At 65.4% G+C, this 17,128-nt stretch carries 19 protein-coding genes; 10 read left to right on the top strand and 9 right to left on the bottom strand.

The window, feature by feature from the left end; all coding sequences use genetic code 11:
* The first annotated feature begins 176 nt into the window (after nucleotides 1-176).
* The gene (locus NX780_RS03105; RefSeq protein ID WP_258826414.1) at nucleotides 177-1,088 is read left to right on the top strand and encodes a hypothetical protein; all 912 of its coding nucleotides are present in this window, start codon (nucleotides 177-179) and stop codon (nucleotides 1,086-1,088) included.
* A 624-nt stretch (nucleotides 1,089-1,712) separates the two neighbouring features.
* Here NX780_RS03105 and NX780_RS03100 read toward each other — a convergent pair.
* The 4 genes from NX780_RS03100 to yihA form a co-directional block, all read right to left on the bottom strand.
* Nucleotides 1,713-2,618: an RNA polymerase sigma-70 factor gene (locus tag NX780_RS03100; protein ID WP_258826413.1), complete on the bottom strand. Its 906-nt coding sequence runs from the start codon at nucleotides 2,616-2,618 to the stop codon at nucleotides 1,713-1,715.
* Entirely contained in the window at nucleotides 2,615-3,079 is a 465-nt protein-coding gene (locus NX780_RS03095) for a carboxymuconolactone decarboxylase family protein (RefSeq protein WP_258826412.1), read from the bottom strand. The genes NX780_RS03100 and NX780_RS03095 overlap by 4 nt, the downstream gene beginning before the upstream one ends.
* A gap of 116 nt (nucleotides 3,080-3,195) precedes the next feature.
* Nucleotides 3,196-4,209: a porphobilinogen synthase gene (gene hemB, locus NX780_RS03090; RefSeq protein ID WP_258826411.1), complete on the bottom strand. Its 1,014-nt coding sequence runs from the start codon at nucleotides 4,207-4,209 to the stop codon at nucleotides 3,196-3,198.
* Between the two features lie 18 nt (nucleotides 4,210-4,227).
* Nucleotides 4,228-4,929, bottom strand: a complete 702-nt coding sequence (gene yihA, locus NX780_RS03085) for a ribosome biogenesis GTP-binding protein YihA/YsxC (protein WP_258826410.1) — start codon at nucleotides 4,927-4,929, stop codon at nucleotides 4,228-4,230.
* Nucleotides 4,930-5,102: 173 nt separating this feature from the next.
* Here yihA and NX780_RS03080 point away from each other — a divergent pair, with 173 nt between their 5' ends.
* The 3 genes from NX780_RS03080 to ccsB all read left to right on the top strand — a co-directional run bounded on the left by NX780_RS03080 (nucleotide 5,103) and on the right by ccsB (nucleotide 9,161).
* Complete coding sequence (locus NX780_RS03080; RefSeq protein ID WP_258826409.1) at nucleotides 5,103-5,765, top strand: c-type cytochrome; 663 nt, start codon at nucleotides 5,103-5,105, stop codon at nucleotides 5,763-5,765.
* A gap of 107 nt (nucleotides 5,766-5,872) precedes the next feature.
* Nucleotides 5,873-7,969, top strand: a complete 2,097-nt coding sequence (locus tag NX780_RS03075; protein ID WP_258826408.1) for a cytochrome c biogenesis protein ResB — start codon at nucleotides 5,873-5,875, stop codon at nucleotides 7,967-7,969.
* A gap of 25 nt (nucleotides 7,970-7,994) precedes the next feature.
* Nucleotides 7,995-9,161 carry a c-type cytochrome biogenesis protein CcsB gene (gene ccsB, locus NX780_RS03070; protein ID WP_258826407.1) on the top strand — a complete coding sequence of 389 codons (1,167 nt, stop codon included), beginning with the start codon at nucleotides 7,995-7,997 and terminating at the stop codon, nucleotides 9,159-9,161.
* Between the two features lie 6 nt (nucleotides 9,162-9,167).
* On the opposite strand, the gene uraH is transcribed toward ccsB, so the two are convergent.
* A complete protein-coding gene (gene uraH / locus NX780_RS03065; RefSeq protein ID WP_258826406.1) occupies nucleotides 9,168-9,578 on the bottom strand; it encodes a hydroxyisourate hydrolase in 411 nt (136 codons plus the stop codon).
* A 139-nt stretch (nucleotides 9,579-9,717) separates the two neighbouring features.
* Between uraH and NX780_RS03060 the strand changes: the two genes are divergently transcribed.
* From NX780_RS03060 to NX780_RS03040, 5 genes are all read left to right on the top strand, one after another.
* Complete coding sequence (locus NX780_RS03060; RefSeq protein WP_258826405.1) at nucleotides 9,718-10,404, top strand: heavy metal response regulator transcription factor; 687 nt, start codon at nucleotides 9,718-9,720, stop codon at nucleotides 10,402-10,404.
* Entirely contained in the window at nucleotides 10,401-11,777 is a 1,377-nt protein-coding gene (locus NX780_RS03055; RefSeq protein ID WP_258826404.1) for a heavy metal sensor histidine kinase, read from the top strand. The genes NX780_RS03060 and NX780_RS03055 overlap by 4 nt, the downstream gene beginning before the upstream one ends.
* A gap of 111 nt (nucleotides 11,778-11,888) precedes the next feature.
* Nucleotides 11,889-12,866 (top strand): protein-methionine-sulfoxide reductase catalytic subunit MsrP, encoded by a 978-nt coding sequence (gene msrP, locus NX780_RS03050; RefSeq protein ID WP_258826403.1) that lies wholly within the window; start codon nucleotides 11,889-11,891, stop codon nucleotides 12,864-12,866.
* Between the two features lie 2 nt (nucleotides 12,867-12,868).
* A complete protein-coding gene (gene msrQ / locus NX780_RS03045; RefSeq protein ID WP_258826402.1) occupies nucleotides 12,869-13,492 on the top strand; it encodes a protein-methionine-sulfoxide reductase heme-binding subunit MsrQ in 624 nt (207 codons plus the stop codon).
* 36 nt (nucleotides 13,493-13,528) lie between these two features.
* A complete protein-coding gene (locus NX780_RS03040) occupies nucleotides 13,529-13,951 on the top strand; it encodes a VOC family protein (RefSeq protein ID WP_258826401.1) in 423 nt (140 codons plus the stop codon).
* Here NX780_RS03040 and lysA read toward each other — a convergent pair whose 3' ends face one another.
* Nucleotides 13,952-15,229, bottom strand: a complete 1,278-nt coding sequence (gene lysA / locus NX780_RS03035; protein ID WP_258826400.1) for a diaminopimelate decarboxylase — start codon at nucleotides 15,227-15,229, stop codon at nucleotides 13,952-13,954. It abuts the gene before it with no gap.
* 15 nt (nucleotides 15,230-15,244) lie between these two features.
* Complete coding sequence (lptM, locus tag NX780_RS03030) at nucleotides 15,245-15,427, bottom strand: LPS translocon maturation chaperone LptM (RefSeq protein WP_258826399.1); 183 nt, start codon at nucleotides 15,425-15,427, stop codon at nucleotides 15,245-15,247.
* A 41-nt stretch (nucleotides 15,428-15,468) separates the two neighbouring features.
* Here lptM and cyaY point away from each other — a divergent pair, with 41 nt between their 5' ends.
* Nucleotides 15,469-15,798 carry an iron donor protein CyaY gene (cyaY, locus tag NX780_RS03025; protein ID WP_258826398.1) on the top strand — a complete coding sequence of 110 codons (330 nt, stop codon included), beginning with the start codon at nucleotides 15,469-15,471 and terminating at the stop codon, nucleotides 15,796-15,798.
* 7 nt (nucleotides 15,799-15,805) lie between these two features.
* Here cyaY and NX780_RS03020 read toward each other — a convergent pair whose 3' ends face one another.
* The gene (locus NX780_RS03020) at nucleotides 15,806-16,243 is read right to left on the bottom strand and encodes a hypothetical protein (RefSeq protein ID WP_258826397.1); all 438 of its coding nucleotides are present in this window, start codon (nucleotides 16,241-16,243) and stop codon (nucleotides 15,806-15,808) included.
* A gap of 47 nt (nucleotides 16,244-16,290) precedes the next feature.
* Complete coding sequence (locus NX780_RS03015) at nucleotides 16,291-16,947, bottom strand: hypothetical protein (protein ID WP_258826396.1); 657 nt, start codon at nucleotides 16,945-16,947, stop codon at nucleotides 16,291-16,293.
* Between the last annotated feature and the right edge of the window lie 181 nt (nucleotides 16,948-17,128).

Genomic DNA, 17,128 nt, shown 5'->3' with positions numbered 1-17,128 from the left:
CTGCCTGTATGGCTCGACGGAAACATCTTGTAACATCCTTCAAGCTTCCGGAAACGCCGCTAAGCTTCCTCTAAGCTGCGCCTCTGTCGCAAAACGGTTAGACTGCGGCTCTCGTGCAGCCTTCCGGTAACAAGCTGCCCGGTAACCAGTTGCCACTATCCAGGAACCGTTTGACCTTGCGTGACCATTCCCACAGCTACGAGGAGCATAGCGACGTCTGCGCCCACTGCGGCCAGCCGCTGCCGGGACGCGTCGCGCCGACCTATGGGCGCCAGGGGCCGAACCGGCCGGCGCTGGTGGCCACGATCCTGCTGCACGCCCTGCTGGTGCTGATCTGGTTCATCCAGCCCGACAAGGACGCCAAGCAGGCGAAACCGGCCTCGGGCAGCGAGGGCGAGGTGGTCTATATCGCGCCCATGCAGCAGCCGCCCAAGCCCCCGCCGCGTGCGCAGGCGCCCACGCCGACGACGAAAACCAAACCCACGCCGCGTCCGCAGCAGGAGCGGATCGAGATCGCGCGCCTGCCGGATACGATCACCTTGCCGGAAGAAAAGCCGGTCGAACCGACCAAGCCTGAGCCGCAGAAGAAATTCGACGAGCAGCAGCCGGTCGACATGGCCGACTTCATCGCCGCCCGCAAGCGCCAGCGCGGGGCCGCCACCGGCAGCGAAGACACGACGCCGGAAAGCGAAGCGACCAGGGGCATGCGCAACGCCATGAACAATATCGCGTCGATCAACGGCCGCGGCCGCGAAGACCGCAACGAGACCGGCGGCGTGTTCTCGATCTCGAACAAGACCTTCCACAGCATGGACCTGAAGTTCCGCGGGTGGAACCCGAACTTCAAGCGCCGCTGGCTGACCCAGGTGACGGTGGAGCAGGGCAGCGAGCCGGACGTCGAGATTGCCGTGGTCAAGAAGATGATCGAGCTGATCCGCCGCGAGAAGACCGGCGACTTCGAATGGGATTCGCACCGCCTGGGGCGCATCGTCAAGCTCAGCGCAAGGCCGCAGGATACGGACGAGCTGATGACCTTCCTGTTCAAGGAAATGTTCCCGGAGTATAAGCCGCCGCCGCAGTGGCGCTGATCCCGCGCGCGCCATCGCGGCCGCGCGTTTTTTGCATTTGATTTCGCGAACAAGCCGGCGTTGGCGAGCTTGTCGTGCTCGGCTGTACAGCCTGTGAATCGGATCATTAAATTGAAAGCCTGCCCGAGCTGCTACTCGGGCAGGTTCCTATGCCAGGAAGCAGCTCCTGGTGCTGCACTTCACTTTCGAGAGCACGTCATGATCGATTGGTCCGCGAAGTGTTCCCCGAAGCCACGCCACCCTTTAGGCTACCGGGCTCCGAGCAAGACCTTCCCTTTCGACATCGTGCACGACCGTTCCTCCAAACTTATGCAAAGCTTGCTAGTGTTGCTTAAGCTCGCCATACAGTTGGATTCCTGCTTCGCTGGGGCTAGTTTCACTTGCCGCTCGCGCGCCAAGTCAGCGCTTTCCCCTCCACAGGCAGTCACGGTGGAACTCACCGCGATGTGCCTCGCGTCGAACGTCGCGTGGCAATAGTGCTCGTGCCACGCGATTGACCGAGGTGAATCAGCCCTAGTATGACAAGTCCAAAATGAACAGGTTTCAGCTTCATCGTCAAAACTCATGCTAGTGCGAAGCCAATGTGGCGGTGCTGAACGGCCTGGATGATGCGCGGCAGGTAAATCACGGCGAGGCGGTGGAGCTGCTGGGCGTCAGCGTCGAGGCGTACTGAAGGGCGGTGGCGAGCTTGTCGGGGTTGCGCATCGCGTAGATGGCGGTGATGCGCTCCCCGTCGCTCACGAACGCCTGGACCGACTCCAGCTGGCCGTCGATATAGCGCAGCAGTCCCGGCTCGCCATTGACCAGGGCCATGCGGTAGGCCAGCTTCGGTCCATTGCGCAGGAATACCGCCTTGTACAGGTTGGCGATGCGATGGCCACCGCGCAAGACCTTCATGAAGGACGCCACCTTGCCGCCGCCGTCGGCCACGATGGCGACGTCCTCGGCCAGCAGCTCCCTGAGCGCCGCCATGTCGCCGCGGCTCGCGGCCAGCCGGAAGCGTTCCAGCAGGCTGCGGTGCGCATCCCGCCGGACCTGGAAGCGCGGCGCATCCTGCCGGATCCGCTCGCCGGCGCGGTGCACCAGCTGGCGGCATGCCGCTTCGCTCTTGCCCAGCACGGCCGCCAGTTCGCCGTAGTCCTGCTCGAAGGCCTGGCGCAGCAGGAAGGCGGCGCGCTCTTCCGGCGCGAGCCGTTCCAGCACCCACATCAGGGCCACCGACAATTCGCTGGCGAGGATGGCGGCATCCTCGGGCGTATGCTCGTCCACGCCGACCAGCGGCTCGGGCAGCCACTCGCCGACGTAGTGGGCGCGCTGGAGCTTGGCCGCGCGCAAGCGGTCGATCGACAGGCGCGTCACCACCGACACCAGCCAGGCTTCGCCCGATTGCACGGCAGGACGGGCCGGATCGCTCCAGCGCAGCCAGGCATCCTGCACCACGTCCTCGGCATCGGCGCGCACGCCCAGCATGCGGTAGGCGATCGAGAACAGGCGCGGGCGCAGGGCCGAGAAAGCCTCTATTTCACTCATTGGGCGGAAGGGAAGGCGGCCCGGGCCACCGGCTGGTGGAATCCGATCGCCATCCGGTTCCAGGCGTTCATCAGGGCCGTCGCGAAGCCGATGTCGGCGATCTCCCGATCGGAGAACACTTCCTTCAGGCCCAGGAAGACGGCGTCGGGGACCTCGCCGCCGTCGAGGCGGGTCGCCGCTTCCGCCCAGGCCAGGGCGGCGCGCTCGCGGGCGCTGTAGAAGTCCGTTTCGCGCCAGGTGACGAGGCTGTTAATGCGCTGGAAGTCTTCGCCTCCCTTGATGAGGTCGCGTGCGTGCTTGTCCACGCAGAAGGCGCAGCCGTTGATCTGCGAGACGCGCAGGTAGATCAGGTGCACCAGCTGCTTGCCGAGGGGCGACTCGTCGAGGATGGGGCCGGCCGCCGCCATTGCCTGGGAGACGGCGGGGGAGAGGGAGTGGTAGGGCAAGCGCGATCTGGACATGGTGTTTTCCTTTGTCGAGGTGGGTGAATGCCTCTTAGACGAGCCAGCCCCGCATCCTGTGACAGCTTTCCAAAAAAAAACCGCGCAGCGCGCGGTTTTCATGGGAGCGGAACGGTTCAGCCCTGCGCCTTCAGCTTGCGCGCCACGTCGAGCGCGAAATAGGTCAGCACGCCGTCGGCGCCGGCGCGCTTGAAGGCCATCAGCGATTCCATCATGACCTTGTCGTGGTCCAGCCAGCCGTTCTGGGCGGCCGCCTTCAGCATCGCGTATTCGCCGCTGACCTGGTAGGCAAACGTCGGCACCTTGAACTCGTCCTTCACGCGGCGCACCACGTCCAGGTAAGGCATGCCCGGCTTGACCATCACCATGTCGGCGCCTTCGGCCAGGTCGAGCGCGACTTCGCGCAGGGCCTCGTCGGTGTTGGCCGGGTCCATCTGGTAGGTGTTCTTGTCGGCCTTGCCGAGGTTCGCCGCCGACCCGACCGCGTCGCGGAAGGGGCCGTAGAAGGCGGAGGCATACTTGGCGGAGTAGGCCATGATGCGGGTGTGGATGTGGCTGTCCGCCTCGAGCGCGTTGCGGATCGCGCCGATCCTGCCGTCCATCATGTCGGAAGGCGCCACCACGTCCACGCCGGCCTCGGCCTGGGCGAGCGACTGGCGAATCAGCATCTCGATGGTCTTCTCGTTGACGATGTAGCCGTTCTCGTCCGGCAGGCCGTCCTGGCCGTGGGTGGTGTAGGGATCCAGGGCGACGTCGGTCATGATGCCCAGTTCCGGGAAGTGCTTCTTCAGTTCGCGCACGGCGCGCGGCACCAGGCCTTCCGGATTCGTCGCTTCCACGCCGTCATAGGTCTTGAGCGAGGCGTCGACCACCGGGAACAGGGCCAGCATCGGGATGCCGAGGGTCACGCACTCTTCGGCGACCTTGAGCAGCAGGTCGACCGAGACGCGCTCCACGCCCGGCATCGAGGCGACTTGCTGGCGCTGGTTCTGGCCGTCCAGGATGAAGACCGGGTAGATCAGGTCCGAGGGCGTGACAACGTTCTCGCGCATCAGGGCGCGCGAGAAAGGATCGCGGCGCATGCGGCGCATGCGTGCGGCGGGGTAGCTGGCAGGAACGATAATTGTCATAGTCTTCCTAACAAATGTTTATTGCGCGTCGTCTGGTTCCGCCGCGGCCTCGTCGTCGCGGTCCAGCCCCAGCAGTTCGATGATCTTGGCGTCCGCTTCCTCGATGCCGATGCGCTTGAGCGCCGAGAACAGCTGCACCGTGAACGGGAAGCCTTCGCCGTCTTCATCGACATAGCTGTCGAGGATCTTCTGCGCCTGGCGCAGGGCGTTGGTCTTTTCGTTCTGGTTGAGCTTGTCGGCCTTGGTGAGAATGCAGTGGATCGGCTTGCCGGTCGGGGCGAACCATTCGAGCATCTGCACGTCGAGGTCGGTGAAGGGGCGGCGCGAGTCCATGATCAGGACCAGGGCGGCCAGCTGCTCGCGGCGCTGGACGTAGTCGCCCAGCAGCTTTTGCCAGTGCAGCTTGGCCGTGCCGGAGACTTCGGCATAGCCGTAGCCGGGCAGGTCGACCAGCAGGGCGCGGATTTCCTCGACGATGGTCGGGTCCTTGCGGTGCTGGGCCACGTGGGCGCCGCCGATCGAGAAATAATTGATGTGCTGGGTGCGGCCAGGCGTCTTGGACGCGAAGGCCAGGCCCTTCTGGTTGGTGAGAATATTGATCGCCGTGGACTTGCCAGCGTTCGAGCGCCCGGCGAAGGCGATTTCGGGCACGGTGGTGCCGGGAAGATCGCGCAACTGATTAACGGTCGTGAAAAACCGGGCCTGCCAGAGTTGGGACATGCTTTTTGAACGTGGGGAAAGGTTTAAATGACAACGAAATGGCGATGCGGAAACAAAGCTATTGTACAATAAGGGGTTCATCGCTGCTCCCCAGGGGGAGCGCCAGTAAGGCCGCTGCACTAAGTTTCACTGTAAATTCCAAAATCTGTTTTTGACTTTTTCAGGGTGCTTGAATGAATCGTCTGACGTTTCCGCTTTTGAAGTCCTTGTTGGTTGCAACCCTGGCTGTATGCGGTAGTGTTTCCGCGGCCGAAGCACAACGCGTCGCCGCGAAAGCCGACCCGGCCAAGGGCGGAACCCTCTACGATTCGGGCGACGCCGCGCGTGGCCTGCCAGCCTGCATGTCCTGCCACGGCGCCGCCGGCAATTCGACCATCGTCGCCAACCCGAAACTGGCCGGCCAGATCGAAGCCTACACCCACAAGCAGCTGGTCGACTTCACCACCCCGAACCGCCAGCAGCCGGTCATGACGACCTACGCCAAGATGCTGACCGAGGACGAGAAGCGCCATATCGCCGCCTATCTCGCCACCCAGAAGCAGAAACCGGGCGCCGCCAAGAACAAGGACACCGTGGAACTCGGCCGCAAGATCTACCGCGGCGGCATCGCCGAGAAGGGCGTCGCCGCCTGCGCCAGCTGCCACGGCGCCACCGCCGGCGGTATCCCGGCCCAGTATCCGCGCCTGTCGGGCCAGCACCAGGACTACACCTACGCCCAGCTGGAAGCCTTCAAGACCGGCACCCGCAAGAACAGCATCCAGATGACCACGCTCGCGCAGCGCATGTCGCCCGAAGAGATGAAGGCGGTGTCGGACTATATCGCGGGCCTGAAGTAAGGCGCGTCAGATACGTAAAAGAAAGGGCGGCGGCGTCGAGCTGGCTGCCCTTTTTGCTGTATGCTCGGCAGGTTTGCCGGTTTCACCGGCGCGGCAGAAGATAGAACATGCGTACCACCGGAATTGAACTGAACACCCGCCGCCGCGGGTTCGCCGAAGCGGTCGAGCTGGTGTCCTCGATGCGTTTCGCCATCAGCCTGCTCACCATCGTGGCGATCGCCTCGGTGATCGGCACCGTGCTCAAGCAGGCCGAGCCGATGCCGAACTACGTGAACCAGTTCGGACCCTTCTGGTTCGAGGTGTTCGCCAGGCTCGGCCTGTACAACGTCTACACCAGTCCCTGGTTCCTGGCCATCCTCGTCACGCTGATCGTCTCCACCGCCCTGTGCGTGGTGCGCAATGCGCCGAAGATGGTGAAGGACATGCGCAGCTGGCGCGAGAACGTGCGCGAAGAGTCCTTGCGCAACTTCCACCACAAGCTTGAATGGACGGCGCCGCTGGACCGCGCCGGCCTCGCCCGGCAGACCGCCGCGCGCCTGCGCCATGCCGGTTACGCGGTCAAGCTGGTCGAGAAGGAAAGCGGCACCCTGGTGGCGGCAAAGAAGGGCGCCGGCAACAAGTTCGGCTACATCTTCGCCCACTCGGCCATCATCGTGATCCTGCTGGGCGGCATGCTCGATTCGGAATTGCCGGTCAAGTTCCAGCAGTGGTTCCTCGGCAAGACGCCTTTTGGGGGCAGCGGCGTGATCGCCGAGATTCCCGCCCAGCACCGCCTGAGCGTCTCGAACCCCACCTTCCGCGGCAATACCCTGATCGCCGAAGGCCAGACCAGCAATACCGCGCTGCTGCCCCAGCCCTCGGGCGTGCTGGTGCAGGAACTGCCGTTCTCGATCCAGCTGAAGAAGTTCCACATCGATTTCTACTCCACCGGGATGCCGAAGCTCTTCGCCAGCGACGTCGTCGTGCACGACCCGGAAACCGGCAAGACCTTCCCGGCCACCATCAAGGTCAACCACCCCCTGATCTACAAGGGCGTCGCGGTCTACCAGTCGAGCTTCGAAGACGGCGGCAGCAAGCTCAAACTCACCGGCTTCCCGATGGCCGGTCCCAAGGCGGAACCGTTCGAGATCGCCGGCACCGTGGGCGCGTCCACCGAGCTGAAGCAGGGCGGCGAGACCTATAGCGTGGAATGGTCGGGCTTCCGTCCCTTCAACGTCGAGAACATGGCGGCCAACCAGGATGCCCGTGCGGTGGCGAAGAACACCTCCTTCAACGAGCAGCTGGCCGCCACCCTCGGCAAGGCCTCCGGCTCGGCGGCGAAGAACGCGGACAACAAGGACTTGAAAAACGTCGGCCCGAGCGTGCAGTACAAGCTGCGCGACAAGACCGGCCAGGCACGCGAATTCCTGAACTACATGCAGCCGGTAACCTTGGAGGGCGCCCAGGTGTACCTGGCCGGCGTGCGTTCCAGCCCGGCCGAGAACTTCAGCTTCCTGCGCATTCCCGCCGACGCCGAGTACAGCGTGCGCACCTGGATGCGCCTGCGCGCGGCGCTCAGCGACCCGGCCCTGCGCGAGGAGGCCGCGCGCCGCTATGCCTCGCGCGCCCTCGCGCCCGAGCAGCGCGGCCAGGACGGCCTGGCGCGCCAGCTGGAGGAGTCCGCGGCGCGCACCCTGGCCATCTTCGCCGGTGCGGGGGAAGGGCGGGGCGGCTTCGTCGGCGTCTCGCAGTTCCTGGAGAAGATCCCCGCAGCCGAGCAGGAAAAGGCGGCGAACATCTTCATGAAGATGCTCAACGGCGCCCTGTGGGAGCTGTGGCAGGCCGCCAACGAGCGCGCCGGCTTGCAACCGGTCGAGCCGACCGAGGCGAATGGCCGCTACCTGCAGCTGGCCACCAATGCGCTGTCGGACAGCGTGTTCTACGGCGCCCCGGTCTACCTGCAGCTGGAGGAATTCGAAGAGGTGAAGGCCTCGGTGCTGCAGCTGACCCGCTCCCCGGGCAAGGGCATCGTCTATTTCGGCTGCCTGCTGCTGGTGGCGGGCGTGTTCGCGATGTTTTATATTCGTGAACGACGCATGTGGGTCTGGGTGCGCGACGGCAGCGAAGGCGCGCATGCGCTGATGGCCATGAGCACCCAGCGCAAGACGCTCGACTTCGAGCGCGAGTTCGACGACCTGAAAGAAAAACTGCCGCAGCGGGCCTGAGCCCACGCGCAATCTGGAGACAAGCATGGAACTGTCGCACACCCAAGCCAAGGCCGCACAGACTTACGTCGAAGCGCCGGGCTTCTTCCGCAGCCTGACCCTGGTGGACTGGCTCTACGCCATCGCCCTCTTGGGCGCCGCCCTGTTCGCACTGAACCGCTATGCCCACCACATGGACATCTACGAACAGGTGATCCTGGTGGCGACCGCGCCGACCTTCGCGCTGCTGGGCTGGTACTGGAAGCCGATGCGCTGGCTGCTGCCCCTGGTGGGCCTGCTGTCCCTGTGGGCGATCTCGCTGTACGGCGGCGCGATCGAGGCGGCTAACACCAAATTCTTCCTGAAGTACATGCTGTCGAGCCAGTCCGCGATCCTGTGGATGAGCGCCCTGTTCGTGTTCTCGACCGTGTTCTACTGGCTGGGCCTGGTCAGCCGCTCGGCGTTCGGCGGCTCGGTCGGCAGCAAGCTGTGCTGGGCCGGCGTGGTGCTGGGTTCGGTCGGCATGATGGTGCGCTGGTACGAGTCCTACCTGATGGGGCCGGACGTCGGCCACATCCCGGTGTCGAACCTGTATGAAGTCTTCATCCTGTTCGCGATCATCACCGCGCTGTTCTACCTCTACTACGAAGGCCGCTACGCGACCCGCCAGCTCGGCCCCTTCGTGCTCCTGATTATCACGGCCGCGGTGGCCTTCCTGCTCTGGTACACGGTCTCGCGCGACGCCGCCCAGATCCAGCCCCTGGTGCCGGCCCTGCAGAGCTGGTGGATGAAGATCCACGTGCCGGCCAACTTCATTGGCTACGGCACCTTTGCCCTGGCCGCCATGGTCGGCACCGCCTACCTGCTCAAGTCCCACGGCATCCTGGCCGACCGCCTGCCCGCGCTCGAGGTGCTGGACGACGTGATGTACAAGTCGATCTCGGTCGGCTTCGCCTTCTTCACCGTCGCCACCATCCTGGGCGCCCTGTGGGCGGCCGAGGCCTGGGGCGGCTACTGGTCCTGGGACCCGAAGGAGACCTGGGCCCTGATCGTCTGGCTCAACTACGCGGCCTGGCTGCACATGCGCCTGATGAGCGGCCTGCGCGGCCGCGTGGCGGCCTGGTGGTCGGTGGTGGGGCTGTTGGTCACCACCTTCGCCTTCCTGGGCGTGAACATGTTCCTGTCGGGGCTGCACTCCTACGGCGAGCTGTAAACCTTTTCAGTTGCCCCGGTAGGTCGAGTAGCCGAAGGGGCTCAGCAGCAGGGGAATGTGGTAGTGCTGCGCCGGCGCATCGACGGTGAACTCGACCGGAATGCGCGGGAAGAAGCTCGCCTGCTCCGTGCGCGCGAAATGCTCGCCCGTCCTGAACACGATGCGGTAGTCGCCCGCCGCCATCGCCTTGCCTTCCGGGTAGAGGGCGGGGATGCGTCCCTGCCCGTTCGTCACGCCACTCGCCAACTGAATCCATTCCGTCCCCTTGCGCTGCTCGAGCGTGACTTCGATGCCGGCGCCCGGCTGGCCGCTTTGCTGGTCGAGCACGTGGACGCTGAGCGGATTCGGGGCGGCGGATGCCGCCAGGCTGGCGGCCCCAAACAGGGCGGCGAGGGTGAGCTGCTTGATGAGTCGCATGGTGGTTCTCCATTGAAGTATCGATGCCCGCCATCCTCGCACGCGGCGCTTGATGGCAGGCTGACCGCCAGATGACAGCTTCGTCATCTTCGGCGGCGTTGCTTCGGCATAGAATGCGGTTTTCTTTCCCATTCCCGCCATGAGCATCCTCGTGATCGAAGACGAACCGAAGACCGGCGACTACCTCCAGCGCGGCCTGGCGGAGTCGGGCTTCGCGGTGCGGCTCGCGCGCAATGGCCGCGACGGCCTGGCCATCGTCCGCGAGGAGGCCATCGAGCTGGTCGTGCTGGACGTGATGCTGCCGCGGATGGACGGCTGGCAGGTGCTGGAAGCCCTGCGCGCCGATCCGGAGTCCGAGCAGATCCCGGTGCTGTTCCTGACGGCGCGCGACGAGGTCGAGGACCGCGTGCGCGGGCTGGAGCTGGGCGCCGACGACTACCTGGTCAAGCCCTTCGCTTTCGTCGAGCTGGTGGCGCGCATCCGCACCCTGCTGCGGCGCGGGCCGGTGCGCGAGGAAGAGCTGATCCGGATCGCCGACCTCGAGATCGACGTGCTGCGCCGCCGGGTACGGCGCGGGCTTGAGACGATTGCCCTGACGGCCCAGGAATTCGCCCTGCTGCACCTGCTGGCGCGGCGCCAGGGCCAGGTGCTCTCGCGCGCCCTGATCGCGTCCCAGGTCTGGGACATGAACTTCGACAGCGACACCAACGTCATCGACGCCGCCGTGCGCCGCCTGCGGCGCAAGATCGACGACCCCTTCACGCAGAAACTGATCCACACGCGGCGCGGCATGGGCTATGTGTGCGAAGCGCAGGCCCCGTCATGAAGTCCTCTCTGACCCTGCGGGTGACGCTGGCCTTCGTGCTGATCGTCGCATTGACCGCCTCCCTCCTCGGCATCTACCTCTACCGCGCCTTTGTCGCCGAAATCGTGCGCCGCGACGAGCTGCAGCTGCTGGGCAAGCTGCGCCAGGTGCAGATCGTGCTCGGCCGCCCCGGCGCGGCCGAACTGCTGGCCGCCCAGCCCGACTTCTTCCGCGACACCATGAGCGGCCAGGAGAATTCGCTGGTGCGCATCGTGGCGCCGGGCGGCGCGGTGCTGGCCGATATCAACCCGGCTGGCGAACGCTATCCCGTGCCACCAAGCGCCGGCGCCGCGCCGGGCCACGGCGCCATCGTCGCCTGGACCGCGCGCGGCGGCGTTCCCGGCCGCGTCGTCGCCGGCAGTGCGCGCCTGGGCGCGACGCCGGTCACGGTGGTGGTGGCGCGCGCCTATGGCGAGCGCACCGCCATGTTCGCGCGCTACCGCGCCCGCATCCTGGCCGCCTGCGCCGCCGGCGCCCTGCTTGCCGCCGTGCTGGCCGCCCTGATGCTGCGGCGCGGCCTGCGTCCGCTGCGGGCGGTGGCCGAGCATGCGGCGCTGGTCAAGCCCGGCGCCCTTGCCCATCGTCTCGACATCGCCGGAGCGCCGTCCGAGCTGCGCCCCCTCGTCGACGCCTTCAACGCCATGCTGCAACGCCTGCAGGATGGCTATGCGCGCCTGTCAGGCTTTTCCGCCGACCTGGCGCACGAATTCAGGACGCCCGTGACGAACATGATCGGGCAGAGCCAGGTCGCGCTCGGCCAGGGCCGCAGCCGGGAAGAATACGAAGCCCTGCTGGCCTCGAACATCGAGGAACTCGAACGCCTGGCGCGCATGATCGAGAGCATGCTTTTCCTGGCCCGCGCCGGCCAGGAAGAGGTGGTGCTCGCGCGCCAGCCGCTCGAGGCGCGTGAGGAGCTGGAGCGCGTCGCCGGCTTCTTCGAAGGGATGGCCGAGGAGCGCGGCCTGCGCCTGCAATGCAGCGGGGAAGGGCGCATCGCCGCCGATCCCGCGCTGGTGCGCCGGGCGCTGGCCAACCTGGTGTCGAACGCGGTGCGCCATGCGGACGCCGGCAGCACGGTGACACTGCACGCCCAGCCGCGCGCCGGCATGGTGGAACTGAGCGTGGCGAACGCCGGCGCCCCGATTCCCCGCGAGCACCTGGAGCACCTGTTCGAACGGTTCTACCGTGTCGACAGCGCCCGCAGCGACGCCGAAGGGTCGACGGGACTGGGCCTGTCGATCGTGAGCGCCATCATGACCTTGCATGGCGGCAAAGCCACCGTGCAGTCTCACGGTCCCGAAACCCGTTTCACGCTGGTCTTTCCCACCGGATGACGCGCTTTTGTCCTGCGCGGCCAGCGCTTCCTTGCCTGGCGGCTATTGGCGCTAACGTGCGCCCAAGCCGGCTGGTGTAACCTGAAATCTCTCTCTGCAGCGGAGTCAACCATGCTTTTCAAACGCAGCCCGAACGGAATCGACCTCCCGTATTCCTCCGAGATCACGCCGCGCGAGGTCTACGAAGGCCGCCGCCAATTCATCGCCCGCATCGCCGCCACCGCCGCCGTCGGCAGCGGCGTCTGGGAGATGGCCAACCGCGAAGCCTTCGCGCAGGGAAGCGCCCAGCGCCTGGCCGCCACCCGCAACGCGGGCCTGTCGACCCAGGAGCAGCAGACCTCCTTCAAGGACGCCAGCTCCTATAACAACTACTATGAATTCGGCACCGACAAAGGCGACCCGGTCGAGAACGCGCACACCCTGCGCACCCGCCCCTGGACGGTGACCATCGACGGCGAAGTGAAAAAGCCCGTCACCCTCGACATCGACCGGATATTGAAACTCGCCCCGCTGGAAGAGCGCGTCTACCGCCTGCGCTGTGTGGAAGGATGGTCGATGGTGATTCCCTGGGTCGGCTATTCGCTGTCGAACATCCTCAAGCAGGTCGAGCCGACCGGGAACGCCAAATACGTGGAATTCACGACCCTGGCCGACCGCCGCCAGATGCCCGGCCTGCGCAGCCCCGTGCTCGACTGGCCCTATGTGGAAGGCCTGCGCATGGACGAGGCCATGCATCCGCTGGCGCTGCTCGCGGTCGGCATGTACGGCCAGGTGCTGCCCAACCAGAACGGCGCGCCGGTGCGCCTCATCGTGCCATGGAAGTACGGCTTCAAATCGGCCAAGTCGATCGTGCGCATCCGGCTGGTGAGCCGCCAGCCGCGCACCGCCTGGAACGATTCGGCGCCCAACGAATACGGTTTCTATTCGAACGTGAACCCGAACGTCGACCACCCGCGCTGGTCGCAGGCCACCGAGCGCCGCATCGGCGAGGACGGCTTCTTCCAGCGCAAGCGCAAGACCCTGATGTTCAACGGCTACGACCAGGTCGCCTCGCTCTACAGCGGCATGGACCTGAAAAAGTTCTTCTGACGATGGCTTTCAATCCGACGCCGAAGCAGCTCACGCTCATCAAGTCGCTGGTCTTCTTCCTGGCGCTGCTGCCCTTTGTGCGCATGGCCTGGCTGGTCTTCCAGGGCGTGCCGGTCGAGCCGCTCGAGTTCCTCACGCGCGGCACCGGCGACTGGACCCTGTACTTCCTGTGCATTACCCTCGCCGTGACGCCATTGCGGCGCCTGAGCGGCTGGAACTGGGTGATCAAGCTGCGCCGCATGCTGGGCCTCTACGCCTTCTTCTACGCGCTGCTGCACTTCGTGACCTTCTTCTGGTTCGATCACTTCTTCGATATCGCCGGGATGCTCAAGGACGTGGTCAGGCGGCCCTTCATCACGGTGGGCTTCATTGCGTTTGTCCTGCTGATTCCGCTGGCCGTGACCAGCACCAATGCGATGGTGAAGCGCCTGGGCGGCAAGCGCTGGCTGTGGCTGCACCGCCTGATCTACGTGATCGCGCCGCTGGGCATCCTGCATTTCTGGTGGATGAAGGCGGGCAAGAACGACTTCCAGGAACCGATCATTTTCGGCGCGATCGTGGCGCTGCTGCTCGCGATGCGTGTCTACTGGAGTTACGTCAAGAAGACGGGGGCGGCGCGCGCCTGACAATCGCGCTACGCTGTCGTTTTGGGAGGGTATTGGATGAAACCGCGAATCAGCCTGATCACGCTCGGCGTGGAGCACCTGGAGCAGTCCGTGGCCTTCTACCGCGACGGCCTGGGATGGGAAACGGAAGGCATCGTCGGCAGGGAGTTCGAGCACGGCGCCGTCGCCTTTTTCGACATGGAGGGCGGCCTGCGCCTGGCCCTGTGGCCACGCGCCAGCCTGGCGCACGACACGGGGGCGCCGCAGGGCAGCCTCAACTCCACCGAATTCTCGCTGGCCCACAACGTCGCTTCGAAAGAAGAGGTCGACGCTGTCATGGCGCAGGCGAAAGGGGCCGGGGCGCGCATCGTGAAACCCGCCGCCGACACCTTCTACGGCGGCTATGCCGGCTACTTCGCCGACCCGGACGGCCACCTCTGGGAAGTGGCCTTCAATCCGCAGATGCTGCCCCCAGCCTGATTATTTCAGCATCGATTCCAGCGCGAACAGGTCGGCCGGGTTCTCGCGCTGGCGGATCTGGTGGACGGTGTCGCCGTCGACGATGACTTCCGCCGCGCGGCCGCGCGTGTTGTAGTTCGAGGCCATGGTCATGCCGTAGGCGCCGGCCGTCATGATGGCCAGCAGGTCGCCAGGCTCCACGTTCAGCTCGCGCTCGCGCGCCAGCCAGTCGCCCGATTCGCACACCGGGCCCACGAGGTCGTAGACCAGCTTGTCGCCCTCGCGCGGGCTGACTGCCTGCACGCCCATCCAGGCCTGGTACAGGGTCGGGCGCATCAGGTCGTTCATCGCCGCGTCGACGATGGCGAAGTTCTTCTCCACACCGGGTTTCAGGAACTCGATCTTCGTCAGCAGCACGCCGGTGTCGGCCACGATCGAGCGGCCCGGTTCGAAGATCACCTTGACCGGGGCGCCGCCGTGTTTTTCCGCGCGCCAGGCGTCGATGCGGGCGAACAGGCGGCCCAGGTAGTCGCCCACCGGGACCGGCGGCTTCTCGCCTTCGGCGCCGTAGTTCACACCCAGGCCGCCGCCGATGTCGAGGTGGTGGATGTGGATGCCTTCGGCGTGCAGGGTGTCGATCAGCTCGATCAGCTTGTCCAGGGCTTCCAGCAGCGGCGCGTCGTCCAGCAGCTGCGAGCCGATGTGGCAGTCGATGCCGACCACGTCCAGGTTCGGCAGGCTGGCGGCCGTGCGGTAGGTGTCCAGCGCATCGTCAAAAGCCACGCCGAACTTGTTCGCCTTCAGGCCGGTGGCGATATAGGGGTGGGTCTTGGCGTCCACGTTCGGGTTCACGCGCAGCGACACCGGCGCGCGCTTGCCCATGCTGCCGGCCACCTCGTTGAGACGGTGCAGTTCCGGGATCGACTCGACGTTGAAGCACAGGATGTTCTTTTCCAGCGCCAGCCGCATTTCCTCGACGGTCTTGCCGACACCCGAGAAGATGGTCTTGCCCGGATCGCCGCCGGCGGCGATCACGCGCAGCAGCTCGCCGCCCGAGACGATGTCGAAGCCCGCACCCTGGCGCGCCAGCAGGTCGAGGATGGCGAGGTTGGAGTTGGCCTTCATCGCATAGCAGACCAGGGCGTCGCGCCCCGCGCAGGCGCTCGCATAGGCGCCGAAATTTTCTAGCAGGGCGGTCTTCGAATAGACATAGGTCGGCGTGCCGAATTCCTCGGCGATGGCGGACAGGGCAACGCTGTCGGCGTGCAGGACGCCGTTCTGGTACTGGAAGTGCGACATGGGGAACTTTGACTTCTATTTGTTGGGGGCCGGGGTGGAGGCGTTGTTCGAGGGGACGGGCTGGGCGGGCAGCGGCGTGGCGCTTGGCGCGGGCTTGGCCGGCGGCGTCGGCATGTAGAGCGGACCCGTCTGGCCACAGCCGGCGACGAGCACGCTCATGAGTACGGCAGCGCAAAGCAGTGCGATAGTGGACTTCACGATTAGAATGGGGGTTTGATTAGCAGACTTTGGAGTGTAGCATGACCGAATCGGAATTTTTGGCGCTGGCCGAAAGCACCCTTGACCGCATCGAGCAGTGCCTCGACAAGCTCAACGACGATGACGTGGTCGACGTCGAGTGCCGCCGCAGCGGCAATGTGCTGGAGATCGAATTCCTGCGCAACGCGACCAAGATCATCGTCAACAGCCAGGCCCCGCTGCAGGAAATGTGGGTGGCGGCGCGCTCGGGCGGCTACCACTACAAGCGCGTGGGCGAGGAGTGGCGCAACACGCGCGACGATTCGGAGCTGTTCGCCTCGCTGTCGCAGTACGTGACAGAGCAGGGCGGGGCGCCGGTGGCGCTGGGCTGATCTGCCGCTATCCTGCGGGGCCGTCCATCCATGGACGCGGACTGGCCCCGATCGCGTCGAGGGCTTTCAGCACGGCTGCCTCGACCGCTGGCGGAACCGGAATCTTGACCGTCTTCTGAAACCGCCAGAACCATTTTTTTCGCCGGGATGCGCGCAGCCGCAGTCCCCATTCCGGCGTTCCCACAGCACCATCCTCGCTCCCTCCGGTGAAGTCGTACACGCCGATCTCGAAGCTCGTCGCGGGCGTGGCCGTTCCCTGGATCAGCCAGCCCCAGTCCTCGTCCCAGAAAACTGCATCGAGTCCTTTGGCATTGAGCCGCTCGCACAGCCAGGCTGCGAGGTCGCGGCCGTAGAGCTGGTTGCCCGCATTGTCCTCCTCGGGCAGCGCGGAGCTGCAGTCGAACTTGCTCGATGTGAATACGATGGCCTTGTCCAGGGCTTCCATGGCGCGCGCGCGGTTGTTGCGATGAGGAAAGTATAGCCCGGTCGCGCTCAGGGACGTTTCACCCAGTTCGATAGTTGCTGGGCACTCTGTATCCGGACCTGGTAGAGCAGGGCGGAGACGGTCGCGTCGGAATCGACCTTCAGGGGCAGCCAGCGCGCCTGCTCGTCGCGCCCGAACACGATCGAATACGTCATCGACTTCATCATCGACGCGCCCTTGAAGACGTAGTCGGCGCGCAGCGGCAGCCTGGTCGCCTCGTCGATCCAGACCTTGGCCGTGAAGGGGCGCTTGCGCTGCACGCCCGTCAGGTGGAACAGCACGGTGGCCTTCCCGTCCAGCATCGCCGGTCCGGCGCGCACGATGCTGTCGGCATCGGCCAGCGCCTGCTCGGGATGGTTCGCGACGCCCCATTCGAACTTCAGCTCGCCTAATCCACTCCCTTGGCTTTCGACCATTTTCACCGTGGTGCGCACCGGCTCGCCGTCGCGCCAGCCGGTCAGCCTGGTGGACTTCTTGATGGTGTCCAGGTTCTTCCCACTCTCGTCGGTCACCACGGTGTCCGCATTGACCTCGCTGGCCACCAGGTCGCGCGAGGCGCGCAGCGTTTCGCTGGCGGCCTGCCAGAGGGAATCGACCTGGCCGGCCGTCGAGAGGGGGCTGGCCAGGAACAGGCAGGCGGCGATGAAAAGGGAAGGCGGGAACATGGAACGCTCATGAAAAGGAACAATGTTCATGTTACAGCAACAAAATATTGTAAAACAATAATTTTATTGCAAATTATTCATCTGACATGGAACTGCCCGCTTGACCCGCACGCGCAGGCCCGGACCCGGCGCCGGGCCAAGAAAAAGGCTGTGTTCGCGCTAATTGGGTGAACCAAATTGT

The organism is Massilia agri (genome assembly GCF_024753255.1).
Classification (GTDB): domain Bacteria; phylum Pseudomonadota; class Gammaproteobacteria; order Burkholderiales; family Burkholderiaceae_D; genus Telluria; species Telluria agri.
The sequence above is the reverse complement of the archived record's forward strand: the minus strand, read 5'-3'. Positions and strand labels throughout refer to the sequence as shown.

Excerpts from the sequence above, each read along its gene's own strand:
- NX780_RS03100 (WP_258826413.1), bottom strand. The coding sequence starts at position 2,618 with ATGAGTGAAATAGAGGCTTTCTCGGCCCTGCGCCCGCGCCTGTTCTCG.
- NX780_RS03095 (WP_258826412.1), bottom strand. The coding sequence starts at position 3,079 with ATGTCCAGATCGCGCTTGCCCTACCACTCCCTCTCCCCCGCCGTCTCC.
- hemB (WP_258826411.1), bottom strand. The coding sequence starts at position 4,209 with ATGACAATTATCGTTCCTGCCAGCTACCCCGCCGCACGCATGCGCCGC.
- yihA (WP_258826410.1), bottom strand. The coding sequence starts at position 4,929 with ATGTCCCAACTCTGGCAGGCCCGGTTTTTCACGACCGTTAATCAGTTG.
- NX780_RS03080 (WP_258826409.1), top strand. The coding sequence starts at position 5,103 with ATGAATCGTCTGACGTTTCCGCTTTTGAAGTCCTTGTTGGTTGCAACC.
- NX780_RS03075 (WP_258826408.1), top strand. The coding sequence starts at position 5,873 with ATGCGTACCACCGGAATTGAACTGAACACCCGCCGCCGCGGGTTCGCC.
- ccsB (WP_258826407.1), top strand. The coding sequence starts at position 7,995 with ATGGAACTGTCGCACACCCAAGCCAAGGCCGCACAGACTTACGTCGAA.
- uraH (WP_258826406.1), bottom strand. The coding sequence starts at position 9,578 with ATGCGACTCATCAAGCAGCTCACCCTCGCCGCCCTGTTTGGGGCCGCC.
- NX780_RS03060 (WP_258826405.1), top strand. The coding sequence starts at position 9,718 with ATGAGCATCCTCGTGATCGAAGACGAACCGAAGACCGGCGACTACCTC.
- NX780_RS03055 (WP_258826404.1), top strand. The coding sequence starts at position 10,401 with ATGAAGTCCTCTCTGACCCTGCGGGTGACGCTGGCCTTCGTGCTGATC.
- msrP (WP_258826403.1), top strand. The coding sequence starts at position 11,889 with ATGCTTTTCAAACGCAGCCCGAACGGAATCGACCTCCCGTATTCCTCC.
- msrQ (WP_258826402.1), top strand. The coding sequence starts at position 12,869 with ATGGCTTTCAATCCGACGCCGAAGCAGCTCACGCTCATCAAGTCGCTG.
- NX780_RS03040 (WP_258826401.1), top strand. The coding sequence starts at position 13,529 with ATGAAACCGCGAATCAGCCTGATCACGCTCGGCGTGGAGCACCTGGAG.
- lysA (WP_258826400.1), bottom strand. The coding sequence starts at position 15,229 with ATGTCGCACTTCCAGTACCAGAACGGCGTCCTGCACGCCGACAGCGTT.
- cyaY (WP_258826398.1), top strand. The coding sequence starts at position 15,469 with ATGACCGAATCGGAATTTTTGGCGCTGGCCGAAAGCACCCTTGACCGC.
- NX780_RS03020 (WP_258826397.1), bottom strand. The coding sequence starts at position 16,243 with ATGGAAGCCCTGGACAAGGCCATCGTATTCACATCGAGCAAGTTCGAC.
- NX780_RS03015 (WP_258826396.1), bottom strand. The coding sequence starts at position 16,947 with ATGTTCCCGCCTTCCCTTTTCATCGCCGCCTGCCTGTTCCTGGCCAGC.